Source organism: Pseudomonas sp. WS 5503 (assembly GCF_012985385.1).
GTDB classification, from domain to species: Bacteria; Pseudomonadota; Gammaproteobacteria; order Pseudomonadales; family Pseudomonadaceae; genus Aquipseudomonas; species Aquipseudomonas paracarnis.
This window is the reverse complement of sequence record NZ_JAAQWI010000004.1, coordinates 231,733-258,139: the sequence shown is the minus strand read 5'-3', so window position 1 is coordinate 258,139 and position 26,407 is coordinate 231,733. Positions and strand designations below refer to the sequence as shown.

The following is a 26,407-nucleotide window of genomic DNA, read 5'->3' as shown; positions in this document are numbered from 1 at the left end:
GCTTTAACACCGGTCGTCTTTCGGTACGAAAAGGCCAGGCAGGTTGCCTGGCCTTTTGCGTGAGTGGCGATCAGTTATTGGTTTTAGGGTTGTTCAAGGCGTTGAGCGTGGTCATGACGCTGGTGCTTTGCTGGCGCAGTTGGGCAACCAAGGTGTCCATGGCGTTGTATTTGGCGGAGAGGCTGTTGGTCAGCAGTTCCATGCGCTCGTTCAGGGTTTCCTGCTGCTTTGCGATGTCCTTGAGGCTATCGGACAAGGAATTGGAACGTGTCGCCAGCACCCCGGTTGAGGCCTTGGCAAAGTCATCCGTTGCACTCTTCATGCGCGCCAACATGCCATTCTTGCCAGCGAACATACTGTTGATGTCGGCCGCATTGGTCTTGACTGCAGCGTCCCACTTTTTATCGTCCATGGACAGCAAACCAGTAGTAGAGCTGGTGCTGACGCCAAATTGCGCCAGGGACTTGAACTGACCGGTACCGGAAATGGTATTGAACTCATTGCGGATCGCCGCCTGCAGCGAGCGCATGGTGGAGTCGCCAGTCAGGGCAGCGGCCGTGGTGCTGCCGTCCAGGTTCTTGGTGACCTTGGTTTCGGCGTTCATTGCCGTGATCAGGGCGTTATAGGTGTCGATGAAACCCTTAACGCCAGACTTGAGCGCGGTGTTGTTGGTACTGACAGTGATGAGCGTCGCATTGCGCTCAGGCGTCGGAGAAGTGTCGCCCGCAGTCTTTAGTGCGGATACCGAGACCAGCTTGATATTTACCCCGCTGAGCGCACCCTCGATGTTGTTGGATTTGGAGACAGATGCAACACCATCGATGCTGTACAGCGCGTCCTTGGGCTCGTCGATAACCGTCGAGCCGACATCCAGCCCCGAATTACCCGACAACTTCAGATCCGAACCAGTGCCCATAGTGGTCGACGTCAGGATCAGACGCGAACCATTGGAGTCGGTCTGGATGTTGGCGCTCAACCCGGAGGTGCCGAATTGGGTGTTGATCGAATCGCGCACCTGCTGCAACGTTGCTCCAGCCGGGATATTAACGTCGTAACTCTTGCCCGACTGACTGATTGTTAGGGTCGTAGGCTTGTCGGTAGCGTTGACCACGCTGTTGGCACCACCGGTGAAGATTTTGCTCGATAGCTTCGAAGGCTGCGCCAACTGGTTCACGATCAGCCGGAAGCTGCCGTTGGAGGCTGTATTGCTCGCAGTCATGGTCGCAACTTTTTCATCCGAAGATGAGCCGGTCAAACCCGTGAAGCTGGAGCTGGCAGTCATATTGTCAAGAGCGCCACGGAATGCATCCAGGGCGGCCTGAATCTTGCCGATCGAAGACAGCGTGGTGGTCGCCTTCTGAGACGCGGTATTGATCTGCGTCTGCTTGGGCACCTTTTCGGCGTCCACCAAGGACTTCACGATCGCTTGCGTATCGATGTTCGAACCGATACCACTTACCGTTGAACCCGCCATCATCTATCTCCTGTTCGGTGGCTGCCGTTATCTTGACTTATTGCGCCTCAAGACCTGACAGCAACAAATTTCATGCCAGCTCACACCTTGTCGTCAAACAACACGTTGCTTGCGCTGGAAAGGTTTTGTGCCAGTTTCAACGCCGTTTCCGACGGAATCTGACGGATCACTTCACCACTGTCGGTGGCAATGACCTTGACCACGACCCGGTGGGTCGAATCGTCAATGGAAAAATCCAGGCTGCGCTGGGCAGCCTGGACGAATTCGCGAATGTCGGTTACTGCTTTTTCCAGGTCCGCGCGCTCAGGCTCTTTGCCGGTTGCCGCCACTTCCTGGGCCTTGCTGCTGCTTTGATCGGCAGTCACCTTGGGAGGCGCGCCTTGAGGGGCAACCGGCGGATAAGACTGGTTCAGCTTTACACTCATGTCCATGTCCAATCTCCTCTAAACCGAAAAAACGGAAGGGCACGTAAACGCGCCCTTCCGTTAGTTACCAAGCGCGCTGATTACTGAAGCAGTTTCAGTACAGCGGATGGCAGCTGGTTAGCCTGCGACAGGATCGCGGTGGAAGCCGACTGCAGGGTTTGTTGCTTGGTCAGTTCGGCGGTTTCGGAAGCGAAGTCGACGTCCTGAACGGTGGAGCGTGCAGCGGTGGAGTTCTTCTGAATGTTCTGCAGGTTGTCTGCAGTGGTAGTCAGACGGTTCTGGGTAGCACCCAGGCCCGAACGTACGCTGTCGATGGTGCCGATGGCCTTGTCGATTACAGCCAGAGCGTTCTGAGCATTGGTAGCGTCAGTCACGTCGGTTTGGGCAACGGAAGTCTTCTGGGAAGACACCTGAGCTGCGCCGAACAAAGTGGTTACCGAAGTACCGGTAGCGCCGTTGGCCAGGGAGTAGCCCTTGGACGAATCCAGGGAGATCTGACCAGTTGCAATGATTGGATCGTTGACGGCAGCGCCCAGGTTAGTAGCGGCAGCTGCATATTTGCCAGCACCGTCTTTTACGTTAACGCTGACAGCATCAGCACCCAGCGCGTCGCTGGTAAACTTGATGTTTTCACCGGAGTCGGATTTGACTTCCAGAGTGCCCTTGGCTTCGTCGTAGTTAACGCTCACGCCCAGTTTGGCAGCGTTGGACTTCAGTTGATCAGCCAGGTCGGCAGTGCTGGTTACGCCAACGATTTTGACGGTAGCACCACCTACATCGATCGAGAAGCTGGCTGGAACACCGGCAACAGGCGGAGTTGCAGCAGGATCGCCCTTGGTTTTGGTCTCGTCTACCGAGAACTTGACTTCGGTGCTGGCAGTAGCGCTAAGGCCACCGATGGCGCCGTTCAGACCGGCAGCAATGGTCTTGGCAGAGTCAGCAGGGTTGACAGCAACGTTTGCAGTCTGGCCATTGCCGGTGATGGCGATCGAACCAGCAGCCAGGCCGGTAGCGTTAGGCGTCAGCGCGCCGGATTTAACCTGCTGCGAACCAATGTTGTTAGCCGCAACGTTTTCCAGGCTCAGGTTGATAGTTTCGTTGGCGTTGGCGCCAACCTGGATAGCCTTGGTACCGTACGAACCGTCCAGCAGCTTCTGGCCACCGAAAGTAGTGGTTTGCGAGATACGGGTCAGTTCCGAAGTCAGGGCCTGGTATTCGTCGTTGTTCGACTTACGGTCGTCGGCGCTCAGGGAGCCGGTAGCCGAGGACAGGGCCAGGGTACGCATTTTTTGCAGGATGTCGGTCGAAGCCTGCATCGCGCCTTCAGCGGTCTGAGCGATGGAGATGCCGTCGTTCACGTTTTTTACAGCTTGGCCCAGGCCGTTGATTTGGCTGGTCAGGCGGTTAGCGATCTGCAGGCCGGCAGCGTCGTCTTTAGCGCTGTTGATACGCAGGCCGGAAGACAGGCGCTGCATGGAAGTGGCCAGGGCGCCGCCAGCTTTGTTCAGGTTGCCCTGAGTCGTGATGGAAGCAATGTTGGTGTTTACTGTTAAAGCCATGACGAAATCCTCGTTGGATGGATACTGCGGCTTCCGGCCCTGGCAACCGCCGGGTGTGGCCTGAGAACCTACGTAATAGTTATCGTCGTGGTAGCCGGTTGCTTGAGGGTTTTTTTGATTTTTTTTACTAGCCCTGTGCCAGCCCTTGTATTTCAACGGCTTATAGAGGCGTGAAACGCCAGTAATCACGGGTTACTGGCGCCAAAACTTCGCCTTCAAGACGTCCCCCCTTGCAGGAGCGAGCTTGCTCGCGAAGAACGTTAACAATGACGCGGGCATTCAGAATGCACGCGGCGCCCTCAGGTTCTTCGCGAGCAAGCTCGCTCCTAAAAAGGGGGCGCAAAAAAAACGCCGATGATCATTCGATCATCGGCGTTTTTCATGAAGCCGCTAAAGCATCACGGACGATAGAGAATCGCCGAGCCCCACGACAGCCCCACACCAAAGCCGCTGATTGCCACGCGCTTCCAGGTGGCGTCCATCACGTGCTTTTCCAGCAGCAACGGAATGCTCGATGACACGGTATTGCCGGTCTCGACCATGTCCTTGATGAACTTGTCCACCGGCGCTTCTTCAAAGCGGCGCGCCACGGCGTCGACGATGGCCGCGCTGCCCTGGTGGATGCAGAACGCATCAATGTCATCTGCCTTGAGGTCCGACTCATTGAGCAGTTCGTGCAAGTGTGCCGGCACCTTGAGCAAGGCGAAGTTGAACACCTGGCGGCCGTTCATGAAGAACACACCATCGCTGACCTTCAAGTGCGGCGCGCCGGAACCGTCGGTACCGAACTTGGATTTGCCCAGCAACCACGGCGCGTCCTCGCCCATCCAGGTGGCGGTGGCGGCATCACCGAACAGCATGGTGGTGTTGCGGTCTTCCGGGTCGACGATCTTGGAATACGGGTCGGCGGTGATCAGCAGGCCGTTTTTCAGGCCGGCGGCTTCCATGAAGCCTTTCATCGCGTAGATGCCGTACACGTAGCCGGAGCAGCCCAGGGAAATATCGAAAGCGGCAACGTGAGTCGGCAGGCCCAATTTGTCCTGGACGATGGCGGCGGTGTGGGGCAAGCCCTCTTCATCGCCGTTCTGGGTGACGACGATCAGCGCGTCGATGGACTCGCGCTTCAAATCCGTGTTGTTGGCAAACAATGCATTGACTGCTTCGACGCACAGGTCGGAAGTCTCCTGTGCAGCTTCCTTGCGCGGCAGGAACGCCGAACCGATCTTGCCGATGATGAACTCTTCATCCTTGGCGAATTTGGCACCCTGGGCGTAGTTATCGATCCCGTCTGCCGGCACGTAACTGGCGATGCTTTTTATGCCAATCATTGTGGCTTCCCAATACTAAATAGCTGGAGAACACCCCTCGGACTACGCCGGGAGTGCTGACAATAAAGGGGATAACCCCATGAAAATCTCGCTGAAAGCCGCCCGATAAAGGCCCTGTGACGACTTATCCTTTTCACACGATACAGTGAAGATGCGCTTTATGACTCACAGGTCACTCAATTTTGCGCGCTTTGTGCAAAAACCGGCAACATTTCCATGCCAGAAACGACAACGGCCTCCCCTGTCGCCAGGGGAGGCCGTTGTTCATTGCGACGATTACATGCGGCTGAACAGGTTCAGCTGGGAGATTTTAACGAACGCCAGTTGCGAGGCCTGCAACATGGTTTGCTGCAACGTGAGGTTGATCGCCGCTTCGCCCATGTCAATGTTCGCCAGATCGCTCATGGTGCTTTTGTTTGCAGTGCCGATACTGATGTTTTCCGCCGACTGGATATCCAGTGCAGCTTCGCGGGCCCCGATGGAACCGCGCACGTTATCGACCTGGGCACGTGAATTGGCAAAATTACTGATGGAAGCGTCGAGCGCATCCTTGAGCTTGACCATCGCCGCCGGGTTGCCGTCGGCCGGTTGCTCCAGCGCCTTGCGCAGTTGGCTCAGGGTATCCAGCGCGTTCTGGGTCTTGGCAGTGCTGGCAGCGACCGCAAACTGATCGCCGGCTTGCGGTGTGCCGCTGACATCAAAGGTCACGCCTGCTGCCGTCACGGTCGTACCGCCACCGGTGTCGCCGGTTGCGATCGCTTTACTGTCGGCACTGTAGGGCTGGGCATAGACTTCATACGCCGTGCCACTGGTGAACTTGATCACCGCCCCGCTGTTAGCCGGGAACGTACTGGCATAGGTGGCCGGGTTGCTCACCTGCGCATTCGTCAGCTGCGCAGTGGAGGCATTACTGGGCGTGCGCGAAACACTGAAGGTGTCGGGTTTGGCGGCCAGGCTGAACGAACGGTCCTTGACCAGCGCATCGGCGTCCGGCCCCGTCGCCATATCCTTGAGATCCACCGCAATATCAAAATTCACGCCGCGCAGGCTCACGGTGGAGCCGCCTTCCTTGGTGGAATCAAAGGTGCCGTTGCCAGGGATTTCCGACGTGATGTCGTTGCCGTTCTTGTCGGAGACCTTGTACTGAGTGCTGCTGGTAAAGGTCAGCTTGTAAGGCTCGCCATCGGCGAATTTATTCGTGTAATCCGAGCCTGAAGTCACCAGGCCGGCCGACACTGAGACTTTATGATCATTGGGCACTGGCGCCGTCGCCGGCGGCACGATTGCAGGTGCGATCCAGGTCGCCTGGGTGCGGCCCGAGTTAACGGCACCGTCCATGATGCTCTTGCCGGTGTCACCGGCACTGACTCTCAGGGAATCGGAAACCTGCAGGCTCAGCGGCGTTTCATCACCCTGATAGGTGTAGGTGCCGTCGCTGTTACGGCTGTAGGGCGGCGTCGAGGTCTTGGAGCCGGAAAACAGATAGTTGCCCGAGGAATCCTTGCTGTTAAGCAAGCCCAGCACCTGGTCTTCAAGCGCACCGATCTGGCCGGCAATCGACTTGCGGTCGGCATCGCTGCGCGAACCGCCCGCTTCAATGGCCAAGGTACTGGCCGCCTGCAGCGCCTCGTTGATTGCACCCAATACGCTTTCCTCGTTGGTCAACGAGTTCTTCAAACTGGTGATATTGCCGTTGAACTGCCCGAGCATGTCCTTCTGCTGTTGCAGCAACAACAACCTCGCCGCCGCCACCGGGTCATCCGCTGCGGTCTGCACGCGCACGCCGGAACTGGCCTGCTCCTGGGCCTTCACCACGCTGGAATAGTTGTCCGTGTACTTGGCGGCACTGGTTTCAAAATACTGTGCAGTGGAAATACGCATCGTCCCAGACTCCCTTAAAGACTATTGATCAGCGTGCTGAAGGTTTCTTGCGCAGCCTTGATGATCTGCGACGAGGCGGTGTAGTACTGCTGGAATTTGATCATGTCGCCCGCCTCTTCATCGAGGTTGACCTGGGACACGGAGTTGCGCGCATCCTGGTTGGCCTTGAGCAAGGCGCCCGTGGCCGTGGTGTCGGTATTGGCCGACGCGGCCTTGGCCCCGACGGTCGACACCAGGCGACTGTTGGCCGCCACCAGGCTCACTCCGCCGCCACTGCCATCGGACAGGCCGACGGTGGCTTTGGTCTGCAGGTCGAGCAACGCCTGGGCGTTACGGTTATCCGACTTGCCCGAGGCGTTGAAGGAAAACGTGGTGCTGTCGCCAGCGGCGGGCGACCCGGCGACCGTGGTATCGAACTTGAAGCTTTTGGCCGGCACCAGCAGCGTGCCGTTGGCATCCCGCATCGGTACATCGACCGTGATTTTGTTGCCTTGGCCCGGCACGATGGTGCCGGTGCCAATCGGGTTGCCCTGGGCATCGTTGAGCGTGTAGCCCTGGGTGCCGTCGGCGGCCGGCTTGCCGAATACCATCTTCACTGGCATCGAGTGCTCAATGCCGGTACGCAATTGCGCGGTATCGGCGCCACCATGAATATCGATAGGCAGGGTCAGGGTCGGCGGTGTAAAAGTGCCGGTACCCTGGTTGGTCTTGCTGCCCTCGCCCAGCAATGGCCCGGCGAACGCGATTTTATTGGCGTCCGTCAAAGTCGTGCCGATGTTGGTGGCACCGCTGGCGGTAGGGCTGACTTTGAAACTATCGCCCGCCGCCATCGGCCCCTTGCCATCCAACGCCAGGGTGAACCCATCGATCACCGGCGGTGGCGCGGTATTGGTGTCGAACGCGCCCATGGCCTTGCCGTCGGAACGCACCACCGTGTAGTTGTTGCCGCTGGTAAAGGTCACTTTGTAGTCGTAGGTCGACAGCTTGCTGGTGTCCGCAATGGTCACATTCAAATTGCCGGAGCCCGTGCTGTTGCCCAGCGCGCCCTGACTGCGCTGAGCAATGGCCGCCGCGCTGTTGATGTCCTTGAACAGCGATGAGCCGAAGTCACCGTTCAAGTCCAGGCCCTGCCCCAGTTGGCTGTTGATGGTATCGGCTGTCGCCAGGGCAATACGCCCCAAGTCATTGATGGCCGGCATCAGGGCATCACTGCGATAACGCAACAGGCCGCCGATGCTGCCCCCACTGAGCACGTTGCCCAGATCGATCGCCGTACCGCCGCCAGCATTGAGCGCAATGGTGTACTGGCTTGGGTCGCTAGCGCTCGGCACTGCCGAGAGGGTGTTGGACCGGTCGCCCAATACCAGGGATTGGCCCGTGCCGGTGCTGACGCTGAACACACCATTCTGTTCACTGGTGGTCACACCCACCAGTTCATTGAGCGAGCGCACCGCCTCGTTACGGGCGTCCAGCAGGTTGGCCGGGGCGCTGTTGCTTGAGCCCTGGGCCTGGGTGATCTGCTTGTTGAGCGAAGCAATCGAGGAGGTCAACTGGTTGACCTGGTCACTCATGGTGCTCAACTGGCCATTGATCGACTCTTTCTGTTGAGTCAATTGGCTGGAGATGGCGTTGAAACGGTTACTCAGGGTCTGGGCGCTGGTCAGCAGCACTTGCCGGGCAGACACGTCGCTGGGGTTGGCCGCGGAGGTCTGCACAGCGGCAAAAAACGCGCTGAGCACCGAAGACATGCCGGTTGTTTTGTCCGACAAGGTCTTGTCGATGGCGCTGGCCTGGCTGGAATAAGCCTTGGCATCGTTATTGAGCGCCGTGCTGTTCTGGTAGGCCGCGTCCAGGAACTCGTTATAGACCCGACGCACATCCGCCAGCGTGGTGCCGCTGCCAATGTACACACCGCCGTAGGGGTTGTTGGCACTCGCATTCTGCGTGGTCTGCTGGCGCGAATAACCCGAGGTGTTGGCGTTGGCGATGTTATTACTCAAGACCGACAACGATCCTTGAGCGGCATTGAGCCCTGACATCCCGATACTGAGCAAACTCATGGTTCAGACCTTATAAATGTGTGGTTGCGCCAGCGGCAGCGTAGTTCTGGTAACTGTTCATGTTTTTTGCGATCTGCGAAATCTTGCTGGCGTAATCCGGGTCGGTTGCATAACCGGCTTTTTGCAACTCGCGTACAAACTGTTCCGGGTTGTCGGCTGATTTCACAACTTCTTTATAGCGATCATGGCTTTGCAGCAGGGTCACGAGGTCGTGGAAGCTGTCCTGGTAGGAGCTGTAGGAACGGAATTGCGCCGTTTCCTTGACCATCGCCCCATCGCGAAACTCGCTGGTGATCGCCCGGGCCTGACCGCCCTGCCAGCTCTGCCCGGCCTTGATGCCAAACAAATTGTGGCTGCTGCTGCCGTCCTCGGCGCGCATGACTGATTTGCCCCAACCGGTTTCCAGTGCCGCCTGGGCCACCAGGTACTTGGGGTCGATACCAATCCGTGCGGCAGCGGCCTTGGCCATCGGCAACATGGTGGCGACAAATTCATCCTGGGAGCTGAAGGCTTTCTTGGCCGGCGCCAGCGGTGGCTGGGCAATGGCGCGGCCATACACCTGCATGCGCCCGCTCGGCACGGCAAAGCTACGCGCGCTGCTGTTGATGACCGTGTCGTCGGCAGCGCTGTTACGCAGGGGCGCGGATTTGGCTTCGACCGGAGCGTTCGGCACGATACCCGCCAGCAGGCGGTCGGCCAGCTTGCTGGGCAAGGCGATACGACGCTGGTTCATCAGTTCCATGTCGTTGGCATGGGTGCTGGCGCCCTCAGGCACGGCCACGCGATACGCCCACAAAGGCCGCTGTCCATTGGAGCGGCCCAACGGGCCTTCGGCCTGGGTACCGGCGGCAATCTCGGTCGGCACATCGACTTTCTTCACCGGCGCATCCGCCGCCGGGCCTTGCAAGGTGGCGGCCTGAGCCTCCACCGGCTTGTTCTTCTGCATCTGGCGCATCAGCACATCGGCCAGGCCGATACCGCCACCTTCGCGGGACATCGACACCGCCAGTTGCTGGTCGTACATTTCCTGGTATTGCTTGGCGGCCGGGGTGTTCAGCGGGTTGTCCTTGCCCAGGGCCTCGGTGGCCGAACGCATGGACTTGAGCATCTCGTTCAAAAACAGCGACTCGAATTCCTGCGCCACTTTGCGCAGGTTGCCTTCGCTGTTTTTGTCGTCACCGACCTTGAGCTGGTTAAGCCGGTTCAGGTCGGAGTAAGACCCCGAGTCCGCCGTGCTGCTGATGCCGCTCTTGCGCATATCCATGGCCATGGCCTCAGATCACGATCAGGTCGGCTTGCAACGCGCCGGCCTGCTTCAAAGCTTCGAGGATCGCCATCAAGTCGCCGGGCGCAGCGCCCACCTGGTTCACCGCACGGACAATCTCGTCCAGGGTGGTGCCGGGGCCGAACTTGAACATCGGCTTGGCTTCTTGCTGGGCATTGACCCGCGAGCGCGGGACCACGGCAGTCTGGCCACCGGACAACGGCCCAGGCTGGCTGACGATCGGGTCTTCGGTGATGGTCACCGTCAGGCTGCCGTGGGTTACCGCCGCTGGCGAGACCTTGACGTTCTGGCCGATCACGATGGTGCCGGTGCGCGAGTTGATGATGACTTTCGCTACGGCCTGGCCTGGGTCCACTTCAAGGTTTTCCAGGATCGACAGGTAGTCCACGCGCTGGCTTGGGTCCAAAGGCGCAGTGACGCGAACCGAGCCGCCGTCGATGGCCTGGGCCACGCCAGGGCCGAGCATGTCGTTGATCTTGTCGACCACGCGCTTGGCGGTGGTGAAGTCGGAGCGGTTGAGGTTCAGGGTCAGGCTGTTGCCCTGGTTGAAACCACTCGGCACGGTGCGTTCAACCGTGGCGCCACCGGGGATACGCCCGGCCGACGGCACGTTGACGGTGATCTTCGAGCCGTCGCGGCCTTCGGCGTCAAAACCGCCGACCACCAGGTTGCCCTGGGCGATGGCGTAGACGTTGCCGTCGATACCTTTGAGCGGCGTCATCAGCAAGGTGCCGCCGCGCAGGCTCTTGGAGTTACCCATGGACGACACGGTAATGTCCACCACCTGCCCCGGCTTGGCGAACGCGGGCAGATCGGCGCTGATCGACACCGCCGCGACGTTCTTCAACTGCACGTTGCCCGAGCCTGGCGGTACCTTGATGCCGAACTGGGAGAGCATGTTATTGAAGGTTTGCAGGGTGAACGGCGTCTGGGTGGTCTGGTCACCCGTGCCGTTGAGCCCCACGACCAGGCCATAGCCGATCAACTGGTTGGAGCGCACGCCGGAAATACTGGCGATGTCCTTCAGGCGCTCGGCCTGGGCCACAGCACTCAAGGCCAGCAAAAGCGCCATCGCCATCAGCTGTTTGAACTTCAAAATGGCCACCTAGAAAGGGAACAGCGGGCTGAGGAAGAAGCGGTCGAACCAGCCCGGCTGGCTCGCATCGGCAAACGAACCGGTGCCCGAGTAGGTAATGCGTGCATCGGCAATGCGCGTCGACGGCACGGTGTTGTCGGTGGAGATGTCATCGGCGCGTACCATGCCGGCGATGCGCACCAGCTCGTCGCCGGTGTTGAGGGTCATCCACTTTTCACCGCGCACGGCAATGATGCCGTTGGGCAATACATCGGCGACGGTCACGGTGATCGAACCGGTCAGGCTGTTGCCCTGCCCGGCCGCGCTCTTGCCGTTGGTGGCGCGGTCGCCGCTGTAGCCGGCGTCCAGGCTCAGGTCACCACCGCCCAGCGGGTTGTTGGTGTTCAGGCCGCCGCCGAACAGCGAGGTCAGGCCGATGCTGGTCTTGCTGTTCTTGCCGATCTGCGAGTTGGCGTTCTTGCTGGCCTGGGTCTTCTCGTTCAGGGTGATGGTGATGATGTCACCGACCCGGAACGCCTTGCGGTCGCTGTACAGGTTCTGCTCGAAACCGGCCTGGTAGATCGAGCCATTGTTGGCCGCCGCCGGCAGCGGCGTGCGTGGCAACACCGGCGCGTAGTACGGGTCATTGGGCTTTGGCGTGGGGGCGACACAGCCCGCAAGCACGGCGATCCCACTCAATGCCAACACACAAACATAGCGATTCATGACCCTAACCTCACGGTGTTGCAGGCACCCTCAAGGGCGCCCCATAGACTGATTACAGATTCTGCGTAACGAACGAAAGCATCTGGTCGGCGGTGGAAATCACCTTGGAGTTCATCTCGTAGGCGCGCTGGGTGGTGATCATGTTGACCATCTCCTCAACGGTGCTGACGTTGGAGGTTTCCAGGGTGCTTTGCAGCGTGGTGCCGAAGCCGTTCAAGCCAGGGGTGCCGATTTGCGGCGCGCCACTGGAGGCGGTTTCCAGGAACAGGTTGTTGCCCATGGCCTGCAGGCCGGCCGGGTTGATGAAGTCGGCGGTTTGCAGGTTGCCGATCACCTGGGACGCTGGGTTGCCAGCGACAGTGATGGACACGGTGCCGTCGTTGCCGACGGTGAAGGTCTTGGCGTCGGGCGGCACCACGACAGCAGGCTCCAGGGCGAACCCGTTGGCGGTCACGATCTGGCCGTTGGAGTCCAGGTGGAAGGTGCCGTCACGGGTGTAAGAAGTGGTGCCATCCGGTTGCAGCACTTGAAAAAAGCCCCGGCCGTTGATCGCCATGTCCAGGGGCTGGCCGGTTTGCTGCAGGTTGCCGGCGCTGAAGTTTTTCTGGGTGCCGACGATCTGCACACCGGTACCCAGTTGCAGGCCCGACGGCAGTTCGCTGTCCTGGGTCGATTGGGCGCCCGGTTGCTTCTTGATCTGATAGAGCAAGTCCTGGAACTCGGCGCGGTCACGTTTGAAGCCCGTGGTCGACACGTTTGCCAGGTTGTTGGAAATGGTCGTCAGGTTGGTGTCCTGGGCGGACAGGCCTGTCTTGGCAACCCATAGAGCCGGAAGCATGCTGTTCTCCTTCGTGCGCCGGATGGTTGGCGCTGCGTTGCAAATTAGTTAATGGGCTTGGATCAGCTCATCTGCATGACGCGCGTCATGGCCTGGTCGTCTTCTTTAGCGCTGTTCATCATCTTGATATGCAGCTCGAACTGCTTGGCCAGCGCCAGCACTGCGGTCATTTCTTCCACGGCATTGACGTTGCTCGCCTGCAGGAAACCCGAGGTCAGCCGCACGTTCGCGTCGGCCTGGGCCGGTTGGCCATCCTTGGTGTGGATGGTGCCGTCCAGGCCCTTGGTCATGTTCTTGAGGTCAGGCTGAACCATCTTGATACGGTCCACTTCCGCCATCACCCGCGGACCTTCGCCCATGGCGCGGATACTGATAGTGCCGTCCGAACCCACTTCGATTTTCTGCTGGGGCGGCACGGCGATCGGGCCACCGTTGCCCATGATCGGCATACCGTTGCCGGCCCGCAGCACGCCCAGGGCATCCACGTTCATGCTGGCGCTGCGCACGTAGGCTTCGCCGCCATCGGGGGTCTGCACCGCCATCCAGCCGTCGCCGCTGACGGCTACGTCCAAGTCGCGGCCGGTTTCGATCATCGCGCCCGGTGAAAAGTCGGTAGCCGGACGTTCGGTCATGGCAAACGCCCGCGCCGGAAAGCTGTCACCGAACACCGGCATCGAACGCGCCTGTTCCAGGTCGCGCTGGAAGCCGTTGGTGGAAATGTTCGCCAGATTGTTGGCATGGGCCTTCTGCGCCAGTGCATTCTGGCTGGCGCCGGTCATTGCCACATAAAGGTACTTGTCCACGCTCTATCCTCTTTCTGACGGACGCTTGCCGCCCACCGCTGTACTGAGGAGGCTTAAGCAATTTGCGAACCAACTTTTTAAATGAGGCTAAAGTCCAGGCGGGGCAGGGGTTTCGTGGAGTAGCTGAAAGAAGTGAAGGGAGAAACAGTCGAAAAAACGGCGGACTACTGCCGCCTGCGGCAAACACCGGCCTGGAAAACGACAAAGATCAAATGTGGGAGCGGGCTTGCTCGCGAATGCGGTGGCTCAGTCACTGATATGTTGAATGACCTACCGCATTCGCGAGCAAGCCCGCTCCCACATTTTTGGCCGCGTTGAATCAGCGAACTATTTATCGGCCTTGAGCACTTCGTAATCACGCAGTTTGTTGGCAATGGTGGTGTGCGACACCCCCAGGCGCTTGCCCAACTGGCGACTGCTCGGGTGTTCGGCGTACAGGCTTTCCAACACCGCCTTTTCAAAGCGCCCGACGATATCCTCCAGGCTGCCATCCAGGGAAAAATCACCCAGCGGCTGACGCACGCCGTAATCGGGCAAGCGAATATGCTCAACCTTGACCGTACCGCCCTCACACAACGACACCGCCTGGAACAGCACGTTTTCCAGCTGCCGCACGTTGCCCGGCCAGTGGTAGTGGCTGAGTTTGTCCATAGCGGCGGGGGCCAACTTGGGCAGAGGGCAACCGATCTGCCGGCTGGCCTGGTCGAGAAAGTGCTCGACCAACGGCGCAAGGCCATCCAGGCATTCGCGCAACGGAGGGATATGCAACGACAGCACATTCAGCCGGTGATAAAGGTCCTGACGAAACTCACCCCGGGCGCAGAGTTCCGACAAATCTACCTGGGTCGCGCAGATCACCCGCACGTCCAGGTACACCTCTTCATCACTGCCCACCCGGCGAAAACAACCGTCCTGCAGAAAGCGCAGCAGCTTGACCTGCAAGCGCGCGCTCATTTCTCCCACGCCATCGAGAAACAAGGTACCGCCCGCCGTCAGCTCAAGCAGGCCCAACTTGCCTTCGGCCCGCGCCCCTTCAAATGCGCCGGGGCCATAGCCAAACAGTTCAGTCTCGGCCATCGACTCGGGCAACCCCGCGCAGTTGAGCGCCATCAACGGCGACTGCCCCCGCGGGCTGGCCAAGTGGCAGGCCCGGGCCAACAGCTCCTTGCCGGTGCCGGTTTCGCCTTCTATTAATAGTGGCGCATCCAGCGGCGCCATGCGTCGCGCTTCACGCACCACTGCGGCCATGACCTTGGAGCTCTGGAAGATGCTGTCGAAACCGCGCAGCTCTTGCTTGCGCACGTTATAGATACGCTCACCGACCCGGTCGGCACGGTGCAGGGTGAGCACGGCGCCGGCCATGGCTTCACTGTCATCGTGCTCGGAGGATTGCAGGGGCGCGATGTCCGCCAGAAATACGTCACCCTTGACCTTGACCCGCAGGCCATTGATTCGTGACTTGCTGGCGCGCACCAGTTCCGGCAGGTCAAAATCCTCGGCATAACGCGACAGGGGAATCCCCGGCACTTCATCTACCCGTACGCCAAGCAACTGCGCCGCCGCACGGTTGGCGGCCACGATGGAGCCGCCCATATCAATGGACAGCACCGGGAATTCCAGGGCGCCGAGCAACGCATTGAGCTCCATATGCCGCCGCTCGCTGGGCATCAGCCCTACCCGCTTGACCCCGAACACCCCGGCAATCGCCTCGAACTGCGGGCGCAACGCCTGGAATTGCATGTTCACCAGGTTGGGGCAGAACAGGTAGATGGCATTGCCGTGCTCGCCGCCGACTTCGCCCTTGGCGACGTTGACGCCGTACTCCACCAGCAGGTTGAGGATGTCCCGCAGGATGCCGATGCGGTTTTGGCAGTGCACTTTGATACGCATGGAAAGACTCGAAAAGGGAGTAGGCGCCGCGGCTTTTTGTCGCTGGGCGCAGATAGTCGTCAAGATTATGTGACAGCGCGGTGACTTTTCCCAGCCCATGGCTGCGACGAGCGGCCTACCGTAACGAATACTTTACGATAATCGGTAATTTTTCCTACGCTAGTCCGTTAAGGCTGATGGAAACCGGCGCCTATCCGGTTATCAATAGGAGCATCCCAGGACATAACAAGAACGAATGCCTAGCAGGAGAGCCGTATGAAGCAGACGCACTACGTGGCCCGCGAGCCCGATGCGCAAGGTTTTATCCACTACCCGCCAGAAGAACATGCGGTGTGGAACACCCTGATCACTCGCCAATTGAAAGTGATCGAGGGCCGCGCCTGCCAGGAATACCTGGACGGTATCGATAAGCTCGGCCTGCCTCTGGACCGCATTCCCCAGTTGGGCGAAATCAACAAGGTGCTGGCCGACACCACCGGCTGGCAAGTCGCCCGCGTGCCGGCGCTGATCCCCTTCCAGACCTTTTTTGAATTACTGGCCAGCAAGCAGTTTCCGGTGGCGACTTTTATTCGCACCCGTGAAGAATTGGACTACCTGCAAGAGCCGGATATTTTTCACGAGATCTTTGGCCACTGCCCGCTGCTGACCAACCCCTGGTTCGCTGAATTCACCCACACCTACGGCAAGCTCGGCCTGGCGGCCACCAAGGAGCAACGGGTGTACCTGGCGCGCCTGTACTGGATGACTATCGAGTTCGGCCTGGTGGACACGCCCCAGGGCCGGCGTATCTACGGTGGCGGCATTCTGTCGTCGCCTAAAGAAAGTGTGTATTGCCTGTCGGACGAGCCCGAGCACCAGGCCTTTGATCCGCTGGAAGCGATGCGCACCCCCTATCGCATCGACATCCTGCAACCTTTGTACTTCGTATTGCCCGAGCTCAAGCGCCTGTTCGACGTGGCGCAGGAGGACATCATGGGTATGGTGGAGCGCGGTATGCAGTTGGGTCTGCACGCACCGAAATTCCCACCCAAGCCCAAAGCCGCGTGAACCTTGCGTTTTAAGGCCAGGTGAGTCTGTTCCCTGGCCCCGCGTTGCTTTAGGGTAACGCCACTGACCTTCAATCATTCGAATTCAGGACACCTTCCATGACCACCTTGAACCAAGCCCACTGCGAAGCCTGCCGCGCCGATGCCCCGCAAGTCAGCGATGAAGAACTGCCGGTGCTGATCAAGCAGATCCCTGACTGGAACATCGAAGTGCGCGACGGCGTGATGCAGCTGGAAAAGGTTTTCCTGTTCAAGAACTTCAAATTCGCCCTGGCCTTCACCAACGCCATGGGTGAAATCTCCGAAGCCGAAGGCCATCACCCAGGCCTGCTCACCGAGTGGGGCAAAGTCACCGTGACCTGGTGGAGCCACTCCATCAAGGGCCTGCACCGCAACGACTTCATCATGGCCGCGCGCACCGACGAAGTGGCCAAGACCGCCGAGGGCCGCAAGTAATGCATTTCGATGCCATCGACCGCGTGCCCGGCGACCCGATCCTAGGGCTGATGGACCTGTATACCCAGGATGCCAACCCGAACAAGTTCGACCTGGGCGTAGGGGTCTATAAGGACGACCAAGGCCTGACGCCGATTCCTCACTCGGTGAAACTGGCGGAACAGCGCCTGGTCGACACGCAAGTCACCAAGACCTATATCGGTGGCCATGGCGATGCAGCCTTCGGCAGCCTGATCAGCCAACTGGTGCTAGGCGCCGACTCGGCCTTGCTGCGTGACCGCCGCGCTGGCGCCACACAAACCCCAGGCGGCACCGGCGCCCTGCGCTTGAGTGCCGACTTTATCGCCCACAGCCTGCCGGGCCGTGGCGTGTGGCTGAGCAACCCGACCTGGCCGATCCACGAAACCATTTTTGCCAAGGCCGGGCTCAAGGTCAGCCATTACCCTTACGTGGGCAGCGACAACCGCCTGGATGTGACGGCGATGCTGGCAACCCTGTCCAGCGTGCCCAAGGGCGACGTGGTATTGCTGCACGCGTGCTGCCATAACCCGACCGGCTTTGACCTGTCCCAGGATGACTGGCGCCAGGTGTTGCAGATCGTGCGGGAACGCCAGTTGCTGCCACTGATCGACTTTGCCTACCAGGGCTTTGGCGATGGCCTGGAGCAGGACGCCTGGGCGGTGCGCCTGTTTGCCGCCGAGCTACCGGAAGTGCTGATCACCAGCTCCTGCTCGAAGAACTTCGGCCTGTATCGCGACCGCGTGGGTGCATTGATCGTCTGTGCGGCGGATGCCGAAAAGCTCACCGATGTACGCAGCCAACTGGCGAATATCGCGCGCAACCTGTGGTCGACACCGCCGGATCACGGTGCCGCCGTGGTGGCGACCATCCTCGGTGATGCACAGCTGAAAAAGCAGTGGAGCGAGGAAGTCGAGGCCATGCGTTCGCGGATCGCCCATTTGCGTTCCGGGTTGGTGGAAGCGCTTGTGCCCCATGGGCTGGCCGAGCGCTTTGCGCATATCGGCGCGCAACGTGGGATGTTTTCCTATACCGGCTTGAGTGCCGAGCAGGTCAAGCAACTACGCGAGAAGCACAGTGTGTATATGGTCAGTTCGGGGCGGGCTAACGTGGCTGGGGTTGATGCGACGCGCTTGACATTGCTGGCTCAAGCCATTGCTGACGTCTCCAACTGAAGCAACAGGATTAACTGTGGGAGCGGGCAAGCCAGCTCCCACATTTATAAGCACACCGGGCTTCAACCAGCGACCATTTCGGCCTTTAGCATTGCTTCTTTGGCCTGCGCATCCGCCAACCGATACAACTCGATATGCCCATCCCAGTGCTCGATCAAGGCCGTGCACGACTCCACCCAGTCCCCGCAGTTGAGGTAATCCACCTCGCCCACCTTGCGAATCTCGGCATGGTGAATATGCCCGCACACCACCCCGTGCAATTCCCGCTTGGTCACCTCGTGGGCAATCGCCTCTTCGAAATCGCTGATAAAACTCACTGCCGTCTTGACCTTGTGCTTCAGGTACGCCGACAGCGACCAATAACCGTAGCCATACCGCGCACGCCAGTGGTTCAGCCAGCGGTTCAGCGTCAGGGTGAATTCGTAGGCCGAGTCGCCGAGGAAAGCGAGCCAGCGGTGATAGCGCGTGATCACATCAAACTGGTCGCCATGAATCACCAGCAAATGGCGGCCATCGGCGGTGACGTGCACAGCCTCATCGACCAATTGGATATTGCCCAGGATCAGCTTGGAATAGCGACGCAGGAACTCGTCATGGTTGCCGGTGACATAGATCACCTCGGTGCCACGCTTGGCCATGGTCAGCAAGCGGCGGATCACGTTGGTGTGGGCTTGAGGCCAATACATGCCGCCGCGCAGTTTCCAACCGTCGATGATGTCACCGACCAGGTAGACCTTGTCGGCGTGGTAGCCCTTGAGAAAGTGCGACAGATGCTCGGCCTGGCAATCCCGAGTGCCCAGGTGCACGTCGGAAATCCACAGGGTTCGCCCCCGTTGCTTGCGGCTGGGCTTGGTGAACTCGGCACGGGTCATGGGCATCCCTCGACGCTGTTTTGGCGAGCTTGCGCCTTGGCGATTAATAGCCCATGACAAGCGTGCGTCAGTCTGATGACAGCGCCCGCGGCCCGCCAAGCGTTGTAGACTGACGGCTTGCCGCCCTGGAGACCGCGATGAGCCCGACCCTCACGCTACGCCACTACCTCGAAGCGCCCATTGCCCACAGCCATGACCATGCGCAGTTGGTGTTCGGCCTTTCCGGGCACCTGGACCTGGAGGTCGATGGCCGTGGCAGCCAGGTACGCGAAAGCAGCGTGATGGTGCTGCCCTTCTCCGCCCACCACGCCTGCATCAGCCGCGATGGCAGCCGCTGCCTGGTGCTGGATGTGCCGACCGAGCACTGGGTGGTGCAATCCTTGGGCGAACATGCCGATGCCAGCCGCCGCTTGCTCGACCAACCCGCGCGCCTCGTGTTGGATGCCCGGCAACACCAGTTGGTGCAGTGGCTGGCACAGAGCCCGGTGCACGACCCACTGATCGTCCAGCAAGGCGCTGTGTTGTTACTGGCCAGCCTCAACCACCCTCAAGCTCAACCGCTGCCTGGCCGGCGTCTGCCTTATGCCGCGTTCAATAGCCATATCGAGCGCCATGCGGCGCGTCCGCTCCAGGTGGCCGACCTGGCGCGGATTGCCGATTTGTCCGTGCCGCGCCTGCATGCGCGGTTCATGGCGGAGTGCGGGCAAACGCCGATGGACTATCTACGCAGTCGCCGCTTGCACTTGGCGCTCAGGCTTTTACGCGAAACCTCCCTACCCATCGGCGAGATTGCCGAGCGCGTCGGCTACGCCTCGCAAAGTGCATTTTGCGCGGCCATGCTTCGGGCGTTTGGCGCCTCGCCCGGTGCATTGCGTCGAGCGGGCTAGCAAGAGTCTTGCGCTAAAAATCACCCCACCCGCGACAGACGCCCACCCGCCAACCCTCTAGACTGCGAGGCTGTCACCCCCTGTTGAATCAAGGATCGCAATGACTCCCCGCTCAGCCCTCGGCGCCCTGCATATCGGCGCATTGATGTTTGGCCTTACCGGTGTATTCGGCAAGCTGGCCGCGGCCTCCCCCGCCATCATCGTATTTGGTCGGGCGGCGTTTGCCGTGCTGGCACTGGCGGTCTTTGCGCGCTTTGCCAGCAACGCTCCCTGGAAAAAACTGGAGATGCGTGACTGGCGCCGGCTGCTGGTCAGCGGCGTGTTGTTGGCTGCCCATTGGGTGACGTTCTTTATCGCCGTCAAAGTCGCCGGCGTGGCCGTGGCGACCTTGGGGTTCACCGCCTTTCCGGCCTTTACGGTGATCCTTGAGGGGCTGATTTTCCGCGAGCGTATTCGGGCCAATGAAGTGCTGCTGGTGGTGCTGGTCACCGTTGGCCTGGTGCTTGTGACCCCGGATTTCAACCTCGCCAGCGAAGCCACGGGCGGCCTGCTATGGGGCATCGTCTCGGGCCTGTTGTTCTCGTTGTTGTCGCTGAATAATCGCGCCAGTTCCGGGCGCATTCCTGCGGTACAGGCCGCGCTGTGCCAGAACGTCGTGGTCGCCGCGCTCCTGCTGCCCGTGGCCGCGCCGGGGTTGGCGGATGTGCGAGGGATAGATTGGCTGTGGATCGGGCTGCTGGGGGTGTTTTGTACCGGCCTGGCCCATAGCCTGTTTGTCGCCAGCCTCGCCGTAATCAAGGCGCGCACCGCTTCGGTGGTGTTTGCCATGGAGCCCGTCTACGGCATCACCGTGGCCTGGCTGCTGTTTGCCGAAACCCCGACCCTGCGCATGCTGCTGGGCGGCGCCTTGATCATCGTCGCCATCGTGCTCTCCGGCCTGATGGGCAGCGCCAGCCAGGCCAAGCAACCGGCGCCGGCCTGACTTCAGACGGTACGGTCGTTATGCCCGAGGTCGCGCTGCGGGTCGATCTGGTCGCGCACTCGCTGCTTGAGCACCTTGGCCTCGGGAAAACCGCCATCGGCCTTGCGCTCCCAAATCTGCACGCCATCGCAGGTAATGCGAAAGGCCCCGCCGGTGGCCGGTTCCAGTGCCACGCGCCCCAAGTCATCGGCAAAGGTGCTGAGTAGCTCCTGGGCCAGCCACGCGGCGCGCAGCAACCACTGGCACTGGGTGCAATAGGTGATAACGATCTCGGGTTTGCATGCAGACATCATTAAGCGGCTCCTGGCGTAACAGGCTCAGCGGATCGGGTGGCTATAATAGCGGCCTTTGTCGCCCAGCCACGAGATTGATGATGCGCCGCCTGCTGTCTTGCCTGTTCCTGTGCCTTGTCCCCCTACTTGCCGACGCGGTAGAAGCCCCCCGCCCGAAAATCGGCCTGGTGCTGTCCGGCGGGGCTGCCCGTGGCCTGGCGCATATCGGTGTGCTCAAGGCGCTTGAAGAGCAAGGTATTCATATCGATGCGATTGCCGGCACCAGCATGGGCGCGGTGATTGGCGGGTTGTACGCGTCAGGCTACAAGATCGACGAGCTGGAGAAGTTGGCGCTGGGTATCGACTGGCAGCAGGCCCTGTCCGACGCGCCACCACGTGAAGACGTACCGTTTCGGCGCAAACAGGATGACCGGGATTTCCTGGTCAAACAAAAACTCAGTTTCCGCGACGATGGCAGCCTCGGCCTGCCGCTGGGCGTGATCCAGGGCCAGAACCTGGCACTGCTGTTGGAAAGCATGTTCGCCCACAGCAGCAACACACGTAATTTCGACAAGCTGCCGATCCCATTCCGCGCCGTGGCCACCGACATCACCACCGGCGAAAAAGTGGTGTTCAGCAAAGGCCACCTGCCCCAGGTGATACGCGCCAGCATGTCGATCCCCGCGGTGTTCGCCCCGGTGGAGCTGGATGGCCGCCTGCTGGTAGATGGCGGCATGACCGACAACATTCCGTTGGATGTGGCGCGGGAGATGGGCGTCGATATCGCCATCGTGGTCGACATCGGCACCCCGCTACGCTCGCGCAAGCAATTGGCAACCGTGGTGGATGTGCTCAACCAGTCCATCACCCTGATGACCCGGCGCAACTCCGAAGAGCAGCTCAAGGCCCTGAACCCCAAGGATGTGTTGATCCAACCACCGCTGGCCGCGTATGGCGTCACCGACTTTGGCCGCGCCAAGGACATGATCGACGCTGGCTACCGCGCCACCCGTGCCCTCGACGTACGCCTGGCACACCTGCGCCCTGCCGAACCCATCGACGCCGACCTGGTAGCCGCGCGCACGCCGGGCGAACGCACCCCGGTGATCACCGCGATCCAGGTGGAGAACGACTCCAAGGTCAGCGATGACGTCATCCGCTACTACATTCGCCAGGGCCTGGGAGAACCTTTGAATCTGGGCCGCCTGCAATCGGACATGGGCACCCTGTACGGCCTGGATTACTTCGAGCAGGTGCAATACCGCGTAGTGAAAAAGGGCCAGGACAACACCCTAGTGATCAGCGCACGCGGCAAGCGCAGCGGCACCGACTACCTGCGACTGGGCTTGAACCTCTCGGATGACATGCGCGGTGATAGCGCCTTCAACCTCGGCGCCAGTTACCGTGTGAACGGCATCAACCGCCTCGGCGCGGAATGGCTCACACGGGTGCAGATTGGTGACCGGCAGGAGCTCTACAGCGAGTTCTACCAGCCCATGGACACCGGCTCACGCTACTTTGTGGCCCCCTATATCAGGGCCGAGGCACAGAATGTCGAGCTGATCCTGGACAACGACCCCATCTCCGAATACCGCCTGGAACGCTATGGCTTTGGTTTGAATGTGGGCCGGCAGATCGGCAACAGCGGCGAGATCCGCTTTGGCGTGGGCGAAGCCTGGGGCAAGGCGGACGTGCGCATTGGCGACCGCGACCTGCCGAGCGTGAGCTTCAGCGAAGGCTTCTATGAACTCAAATATTCCTTCGACTCCCTGGACAACGTGTACTTCCCCCACAGCGGCGAAGACATCGGCCTGGCCTTTCGCGAGTTCGAACCCGGTTTGGGCTCCGACCAGCGCTATCGCCAGTGGGAATTCAAGCTGGACAAGGCCATGAGCCACGGGCCGGACACCTTGATACTGGGCGGTCGTTACGGTCGCACACTGGATAATTCGGATGTGGTGATTTCCAGCTTCCTGCTGGGGGGCGCACGGCAATTGTCGGGCTTCCGCCAGGATGCGATTTCGGGGCAGAACATCAGCCTCATGCGCGCGGTGTACTTCCGCAGGCTCACCCCACGCTCTTACCTGCCGCTGGACTTCCCGTTGTACCTGGGTGCATCCCTGGAACGGGGCCGGGCGTGGAACAACGATAACGAGTTCGACAGCGGCTATATCAACGCCGCGAGTATTTTCCTGGGGTTTGATACACCACTGGGGCCGCTGAATTTCAGCTATGGGTTCAATGATGATAATCAGAAGGCGGTGTACTTGAACCTGGGCCAGACGTTCTAGGAAAGGATTGCCAAGGACTTTTGTAGGAGCGAGCTTGCTCGCGAAAAACCCACAGACGCCGCGTTTATTCAGGAAGCCCGCGTTATCGTTGGCGTTTTTCGCGAGCAAGCTCGCTCCTACATTTTGCAGATCAGGACTTTTCCAGGTTCGCCAGGATGTGCTCATGCACCCGCATGCACACCCGCAGGTCTTCTTCATTCACGCCCACGAACAATTCATGGCGCAACGCCGTGGCAATGGTTTCGATCTGGTCGATCAACGGTTGGGCGGTGTCGCACAGCAGGATACGTTTGGCACGACGGTCTTCTACTACGGCCTGGCGTTGCACCAGGCCCTGGCCCTCGAGGCTGTCGAGCAGACGAGCCAGGGTGGGCCCTTCCACGCCGACACTTTGGGCCAATTCACGCTGGGTGGGTGCTTCGACAAAACGGGCCAGGTGCAGCAGCACCAACCAGCGCGCCTGGGACAAGCCCAGCCCCGCCAGGCGGCGGTCCAGTTCGGCGCGCCAACCTCGCGACATTTGCGCCAACTGCATGCCAAAACGGTGTTGATCGGTTAACGGCATAAAAAACTCGTGTTTAAGACTGAAAATAAAGTATGGCTAATTATTAGTCAGCTAAGCATGAGCCCTGCCCATAGGCAAGGCCCGCTATGTACTGATTCGTTACATTGTCGTAATTGGCACACTAAATTTCGAATTCAGACTGCAAAGCGGCACGCACGCAGTACAAAACGCCTTCCGGAACACGCCCGGTAAACAACGGCGCAATTTCGGTGACAGCTGGCAATTCGCCTTCTCCATCGAGAAAGGCGTCCTGGATTTCACCGAGCAAATCCTCAGGCAAATCAAGGGCCTGCTCCAGGGACAATTGCTGCTTGCCGATGGCTTCGGCAAGCAAGGTGTACACGTTTTTTTCCGAGCATTGCAGTTGGCCTGCGATCTGGATCGGGGTCATGCCGGCACGGGCCAGGCTGATCAGTTCGTGGCGAATATCGGCGATTTCCTTCGGCGCTTCGGCCTGGCCGCCGAGCACTTCCAGGAAGGCCTGGCCGTAGCGCTCCAGTTTACGCGCGCCCACACCGCTGACCCGGGCCATCTCGGCCATGGTGGTGGGCTGCTCGCGGAGCATCTCCAGCAGGGTGGAGTCGGGGAAGATAACGTAGGGTGGCACGCTGTGCTCCTGCGCCAGTTTGCGCCGCAGGGTGCGCAAGGCTTCCCATTGTTCGCGCTCTTCACCCCGCACCAGTTGGCTGGCCTGGCTGGTGCTGCTGCTTTTGGCGGTGGTCTGCGGCTTGAGGTCACGGCGCAGTTCCAGGCTCACTTCGCCCTTGAGCAACGGCCGGCAACTGTCATTCAGCCGCAGCCCGCCGTAGCCTTCGATATCGATGTCGACAAGCCCACGGGCAACCATCTGGCGAAACAGCGAACGCCACTCACCTTCGGCGCGAGCCTTACCGACACCGTACACCGAGAGTTTTTCGTGGCCGAAGCTGCGGATTTTTTCGTTGTCCTTGCCCAGCAGAACATCCACCAGATGGCCCACGCCATAACGCTGGCCGGTGCGATAGATCGTCGACAACGCCTGGCGCGCCGGTTCGGTGGCGTCCCAGGTTTGCACGCCGTCGATGCAGTTATCGCAGTGGCCGCAGGGCTCAGGCATGTCTTCGTCAAAATACGCCAGCAGGGTCTGGCGGCGGCAGCGGGTCTCTTCGCACAACGAAAGCATGGCATCGAGCTTGTGCTGCTCCAGGCGCTTGTGGCGCTCGTCGCCCTCGGAGTTCTGCAGCATCTGCTTGAGCATCACCACGTCTTGCAGGCCGTAGACCATCCAGGCATCCGCCGGCAGGCCATCGCGGCCGGCACGCCCGGTTTCCTGGTAATAGGCCTCAAGGGACTTGGGCAGATCCATGTGCGCCACGAAACGCACGTTGGATTTGTCGATGCCCATGCCAAAGGCAATGGTCGCCACCATGATCAGGCCTTCCTCGTTCAGGAAGCGTTTCTGGTGCGCTGATCGCGTTTCATTGGGCAGCCCGGCATGGTAAGGCAGCGCCGGGTAGCCTTGTTCACAGAGGAACGCCGCGACCTCGTCGACTTTCTTGCGCGACAGGCAATACACAATGCCCGCGTCACTACGCCGCTCGGACAGGAACGCCAGCAACTGCTTGCGCGGCTGCTCCTTGGGCACGATGCGGTAGAAAATATTGGGCCGGTCAAAACTCGACAGGAAGCGCTCGGCGTTCTGCAAATGCAGGCGCTCGACGATCTCTTCGCGGGTGCGCTTGTCGGCGGTGGCGGTCAGGGCGATACGCGGCACATCGGGAAACAGTTCTGCCAATTGGCCAAGCTGCAGGTATTCGCGGCGGAAATCGTGGCCCCATTGCGACACACAGTGGGCTTCGTCGATGGCGAACAGAGCGATCTCAAGGCTCTGCAAAAAGGCCAGCATGCGTGGCTGCACCAGGCGCTCCGGCGCCAGGTAAAGCATTTTAACCTCGCCACGCTTGATGCGTGCAGCCAGGTCGCGCTGCTGCTCGGCGCTGAGGGTGGAGTTCAACGACGCGGCGGCGACACCGAGTTCTTCAAGGGTGGCGACCTGGTCGTCCATCAACGCGATCAGCGGCGACACCACCACGGCCAGGCCATTGCGCAACAGCGCCGGCACCTGGAAGCACAGCGACTTGCCGCCACCGGTAGGCATCAGCACCAGGGCATCGCCGCCACTGGCCACGCGCTCAATGATCGCACCCTGGCGGCCACGAAAACTGTCGTAGCCGAAGATGTCCTTGAGGACGCGTTGAGCCTGCTCGAGCATGTAAAACTCCAAAATGGTGCCGAAATCCCTCAATACAGGCTGGCCGAAAATATCCGCGCTCACGAAAAATAATCCGTAAGCGAAGTTTTCCCGGATTGGCGCTGGGCCTGCAGGGGCATCACAAAACGCGGCAGTATACCCGAGCGTTATCCACCAAAGGGCGCGACTGACGAATAGACGCACCAGGCTAAAACCGGGCAAATATGCCGTGCGGCTGGCCTGGGCGCTCAAGAAAGCCTAGAATTCAG

At 60.3% G+C, this 26,407-nt stretch carries 22 protein-coding genes; 6 read left to right on the top strand and 16 right to left on the bottom strand.

Annotated elements, in window-relative coordinates:
• Nucleotides 1-70: 70 nt before the first annotated feature.
• The 12 genes from fliD to HBO10_RS13000 all read right to left on the bottom strand — a co-directional run bounded on the left by fliD (nt 71) and on the right by HBO10_RS13000 (nt 15,344).
• Entirely contained in the window at nt 71-1,474 is a 1,404-nt protein-coding gene (fliD, locus tag HBO10_RS13055; protein WP_034126781.1) for a flagellar filament capping protein FliD, read from the bottom strand.
• An 80-nt stretch (nt 1,475-1,554) separates the two neighbouring features.
• Complete coding sequence (locus HBO10_RS13050; protein ID WP_034126780.1) at nt 1,555-1,905, bottom strand: flagellar protein FlaG; 351 nt, start codon at nt 1,903-1,905, stop codon at nt 1,555-1,557.
• Nucleotides 1,906-1,979: 74 nt separating this feature from the next.
• On the bottom strand, nt 1,980-3,458 hold the full coding sequence (locus HBO10_RS13045; protein ID WP_034126779.1) for a flagellin: 1,479 nt from the start codon (nt 3,456-3,458) through the stop codon (nt 1,980-1,982).
• Between the two features lie 398 nt (nt 3,459-3,856).
• Nucleotides 3,857-4,786 carry a ketoacyl-ACP synthase III gene (locus tag HBO10_RS13040; protein WP_034126778.1) on the bottom strand — a complete coding sequence of 310 codons (930 nt, stop codon included), beginning with the start codon at nt 4,784-4,786 and terminating at the stop codon, nt 3,857-3,859.
• A 276-nt stretch (nt 4,787-5,062) separates the two neighbouring features.
• On the bottom strand, nt 5,063-6,667 hold the full coding sequence (locus tag HBO10_RS13035) for a flagellar hook-associated protein 3 (protein ID WP_034126777.1): 1,605 nt from the start codon (nt 6,665-6,667) through the stop codon (nt 5,063-5,065).
• 14 nt (nt 6,668-6,681) lie between these two features.
• Nucleotides 6,682-8,727, bottom strand: a complete 2,046-nt coding sequence (gene flgK, locus HBO10_RS13030; RefSeq protein ID WP_034126776.1) for a flagellar hook-associated protein FlgK — start codon at nt 8,725-8,727, stop codon at nt 6,682-6,684.
• A 10-nt stretch (nt 8,728-8,737) separates the two neighbouring features.
• Nucleotides 8,738-9,997: a flagellar assembly peptidoglycan hydrolase FlgJ gene (gene flgJ, locus HBO10_RS13025; RefSeq protein ID WP_034126775.1), complete on the bottom strand. Its 1,260-nt coding sequence runs from the start codon at nt 9,995-9,997 to the stop codon at nt 8,738-8,740.
• A gap of 4 nt (nt 9,998-10,001) precedes the next feature.
• Nucleotides 10,002-11,111 (bottom strand): flagellar basal body P-ring protein FlgI, encoded by a 1,110-nt coding sequence (locus HBO10_RS13020; RefSeq protein WP_161793221.1) that lies wholly within the window; start codon nt 11,109-11,111, stop codon nt 10,002-10,004.
• Nucleotides 11,112-11,117: 6 nt separating this feature from the next.
• Nucleotides 11,118-11,813 (bottom strand): flagellar basal body L-ring protein FlgH, encoded by a 696-nt coding sequence (gene flgH / locus HBO10_RS13015; RefSeq protein WP_034126774.1) that lies wholly within the window; start codon nt 11,811-11,813, stop codon nt 11,118-11,120.
• Between the two features lie 52 nt (nt 11,814-11,865).
• Nucleotides 11,866-12,651, bottom strand: a complete 786-nt coding sequence (flgG, locus tag HBO10_RS13010; RefSeq protein ID WP_003192986.1) for a flagellar basal-body rod protein FlgG — start codon at nt 12,649-12,651, stop codon at nt 11,866-11,868.
• A 62-nt stretch (nt 12,652-12,713) separates the two neighbouring features.
• Entirely contained in the window at nt 12,714-13,454 is a 741-nt protein-coding gene (locus HBO10_RS13005; protein ID WP_003192988.1) for a flagellar basal body rod protein FlgF, read from the bottom strand.
• A gap of 327 nt (nt 13,455-13,781) precedes the next feature.
• Complete coding sequence (locus HBO10_RS13000) at nt 13,782-15,344, bottom strand: sigma-54-dependent phenylalanine hydroxylase transcriptional regulator PhhR (RefSeq protein WP_034126773.1); 1,563 nt, start codon at nt 15,342-15,344, stop codon at nt 13,782-13,784.
• A 255-nt stretch (nt 15,345-15,599) separates the two neighbouring features.
• Here HBO10_RS13000 and phhA point away from each other — a divergent pair, with 255 nt between their 5' ends.
• The 3 genes from phhA to HBO10_RS12985 all read left to right on the top strand — a co-directional run bounded on the left by phhA (nt 15,600) and on the right by HBO10_RS12985 (nt 18,039).
• On the top strand, nt 15,600-16,391 hold the full coding sequence (gene phhA, locus HBO10_RS12995) for a phenylalanine 4-monooxygenase (protein ID WP_003192992.1): 792 nt from the start codon (nt 15,600-15,602) through the stop codon (nt 16,389-16,391).
• A gap of 98 nt (nt 16,392-16,489) precedes the next feature.
• Nucleotides 16,490-16,846, top strand: coding sequence for a 4a-hydroxytetrahydrobiopterin dehydratase (locus HBO10_RS12990; protein ID WP_003192995.1), 357 nt, complete (start codon nt 16,490-16,492; stop codon nt 16,844-16,846).
• Nucleotides 16,846-18,039 (top strand): amino acid aminotransferase, encoded by a 1,194-nt coding sequence (locus HBO10_RS12985; protein WP_034126772.1) that lies wholly within the window; start codon nt 16,846-16,848, stop codon nt 18,037-18,039. The genes HBO10_RS12990 and HBO10_RS12985 overlap by 1 nt, the downstream gene beginning before the upstream one ends.
• A 62-nt stretch (nt 18,040-18,101) precedes the next feature.
• Here HBO10_RS12985 and HBO10_RS12980 read toward each other — a convergent pair whose 3' ends face one another.
• Nucleotides 18,102-18,911, bottom strand: a complete 810-nt coding sequence (locus tag HBO10_RS12980) for a UDP-2,3-diacylglucosamine diphosphatase (RefSeq protein ID WP_169922002.1) — start codon at nt 18,909-18,911, stop codon at nt 18,102-18,104.
• A gap of 137 nt (nt 18,912-19,048) precedes the next feature.
• Between HBO10_RS12980 and HBO10_RS12975 the strand changes: the two genes are divergently transcribed.
• Both HBO10_RS12975 and HBO10_RS12970 read left to right on the top strand, forming a co-directional pair.
• Nucleotides 19,049-19,798: an AraC family transcriptional regulator gene (locus HBO10_RS12975; RefSeq protein ID WP_034126770.1), complete on the top strand. Its 750-nt coding sequence runs from the start codon at nt 19,049-19,051 to the stop codon at nt 19,796-19,798.
• 100 nt (nt 19,799-19,898) lie between these two features.
• Entirely contained in the window at nt 19,899-20,780 is an 882-nt protein-coding gene (locus HBO10_RS12970) for a DMT family transporter (protein ID WP_034126769.1), read from the top strand.
• Nucleotides 20,781-20,782: 2 nt separating this feature from the next.
• Here HBO10_RS12970 and HBO10_RS12965 read toward each other — a convergent pair whose 3' ends face one another.
• Nucleotides 20,783-21,070: a SelT/SelW/SelH family protein gene (locus HBO10_RS12965; protein WP_014719371.1), complete on the bottom strand. Its 288-nt coding sequence runs from the start codon at nt 21,068-21,070 to the stop codon at nt 20,783-20,785.
• An 83-nt stretch (nt 21,071-21,153) separates the two neighbouring features.
• Between HBO10_RS12965 and HBO10_RS12960 the strand changes: the two genes are divergently transcribed.
• A complete protein-coding gene (locus HBO10_RS12960) occupies nt 21,154-23,343 on the top strand; it encodes a patatin-like phospholipase family protein (RefSeq protein ID WP_034126768.1) in 2,190 nt (729 codons plus the stop codon).
• 130 nt (nt 23,344-23,473) lie between these two features.
• On the opposite strand, the gene HBO10_RS12955 is transcribed toward HBO10_RS12960, so the two are convergent.
• Together HBO10_RS12955 and recQ are read right to left on the bottom strand one after the other, a co-directional pair.
• The gene (locus tag HBO10_RS12955; protein WP_003193007.1) at nt 23,474-23,908 is read right to left on the bottom strand and encodes a MarR family transcriptional regulator; all 435 of its coding nucleotides are present in this window, start codon (nt 23,906-23,908) and stop codon (nt 23,474-23,476) included.
• 121 nt (nt 23,909-24,029) lie between these two features.
• A complete protein-coding gene (gene recQ / locus HBO10_RS12950) occupies nt 24,030-26,159 on the bottom strand; it encodes a DNA helicase RecQ (RefSeq protein WP_014719373.1) in 2,130 nt (709 codons plus the stop codon).
• Nucleotides 26,160-26,407 lie beyond the last annotated feature (248 nt).

Bases quoted from the DNA above. Each gene is read 5' to 3' on its own strand.
- HBO10_RS12990 (WP_003192995.1), top strand. From the start codon at position 16,490: ATGACCACCTTGAACCAAGCCCACTGCGAAGCCTGCCGCGCCGATGCC.
- HBO10_RS13040 (WP_034126778.1), bottom strand. From the start codon at position 4,786: ATGATTGGCATAAAAAGCATCGCCAGTTACGTGCCGGCAGACGGGATC.
- phhA (WP_003192992.1), top strand. From the start codon at position 15,600: ATGAAGCAGACGCACTACGTGGCCCGCGAGCCCGATGCGCAAGGTTTT.
- flgH (WP_034126774.1), bottom strand. From the start codon at position 11,813: ATGAATCGCTATGTTTGTGTGTTGGCATTGAGTGGGATCGCCGTGCTT.
- HBO10_RS13050 (WP_034126780.1), bottom strand. From the start codon at position 1,905: ATGGACATGAGTGTAAAGCTGAACCAGTCTTATCCGCCGGTTGCCCCT.
- recQ (WP_014719373.1), bottom strand. From the start codon at position 26,159: ATGCTCGAGCAGGCTCAACGCGTCCTCAAGGACATCTTCGGCTACGAC.
- HBO10_RS12970 (WP_034126769.1), top strand. From the start codon at position 19,899: ATGACTCCCCGCTCAGCCCTCGGCGCCCTGCATATCGGCGCATTGATG.
- flgK (WP_034126776.1), bottom strand. From the start codon at position 8,727: ATGAGTTTGCTCAGTATCGGGATGTCAGGGCTCAATGCCGCTCAAGGA.
- HBO10_RS13035 (WP_034126777.1), bottom strand. From the start codon at position 6,667: ATGCGTATTTCCACTGCACAGTATTTTGAAACCAGTGCCGCCAAGTAC.
- HBO10_RS12960 (WP_034126768.1), top strand. From the start codon at position 21,154: ATGCGCCGCCTGCTGTCTTGCCTGTTCCTGTGCCTTGTCCCCCTACTT.
- HBO10_RS12965 (WP_014719371.1), bottom strand. From the start codon at position 21,070: ATGTCTGCATGCAAACCCGAGATCGTTATCACCTATTGCACCCAGTGC.
- HBO10_RS13000 (WP_034126773.1), bottom strand. From the start codon at position 15,344: ATGCGTATCAAAGTGCACTGCCAAAACCGCATCGGCATCCTGCGGGAC.
- HBO10_RS12955 (WP_003193007.1), bottom strand. From the start codon at position 23,908: ATGCCGTTAACCGATCAACACCGTTTTGGCATGCAGTTGGCGCAAATG.
- flgJ (WP_034126775.1), bottom strand. From the start codon at position 9,997: ATGGCCATGGATATGCGCAAGAGCGGCATCAGCAGCACGGCGGACTCG.
- flgG (WP_003192986.1), bottom strand. From the start codon at position 12,651: ATGCTTCCGGCTCTATGGGTTGCCAAGACAGGCCTGTCCGCCCAGGAC.
- HBO10_RS12980 (WP_169922002.1), bottom strand. From the start codon at position 18,911: ATGACCCGTGCCGAGTTCACCAAGCCCAGCCGCAAGCAACGGGGGCGA.
- HBO10_RS12975 (WP_034126770.1), top strand. From the start codon at position 19,049: ATGAGCCCGACCCTCACGCTACGCCACTACCTCGAAGCGCCCATTGCC.
- HBO10_RS13045 (WP_034126779.1), bottom strand. From the start codon at position 3,458: ATGGCTTTAACAGTAAACACCAACATTGCTTCCATCACGACTCAGGGC.
- fliD (WP_034126781.1), bottom strand. From the start codon at position 1,474: ATGGCGGGTTCAACGGTAAGTGGTATCGGTTCGAACATCGATACGCAA.
- HBO10_RS12985 (WP_034126772.1), top strand. From the start codon at position 16,846: ATGCATTTCGATGCCATCGACCGCGTGCCCGGCGACCCGATCCTAGGG.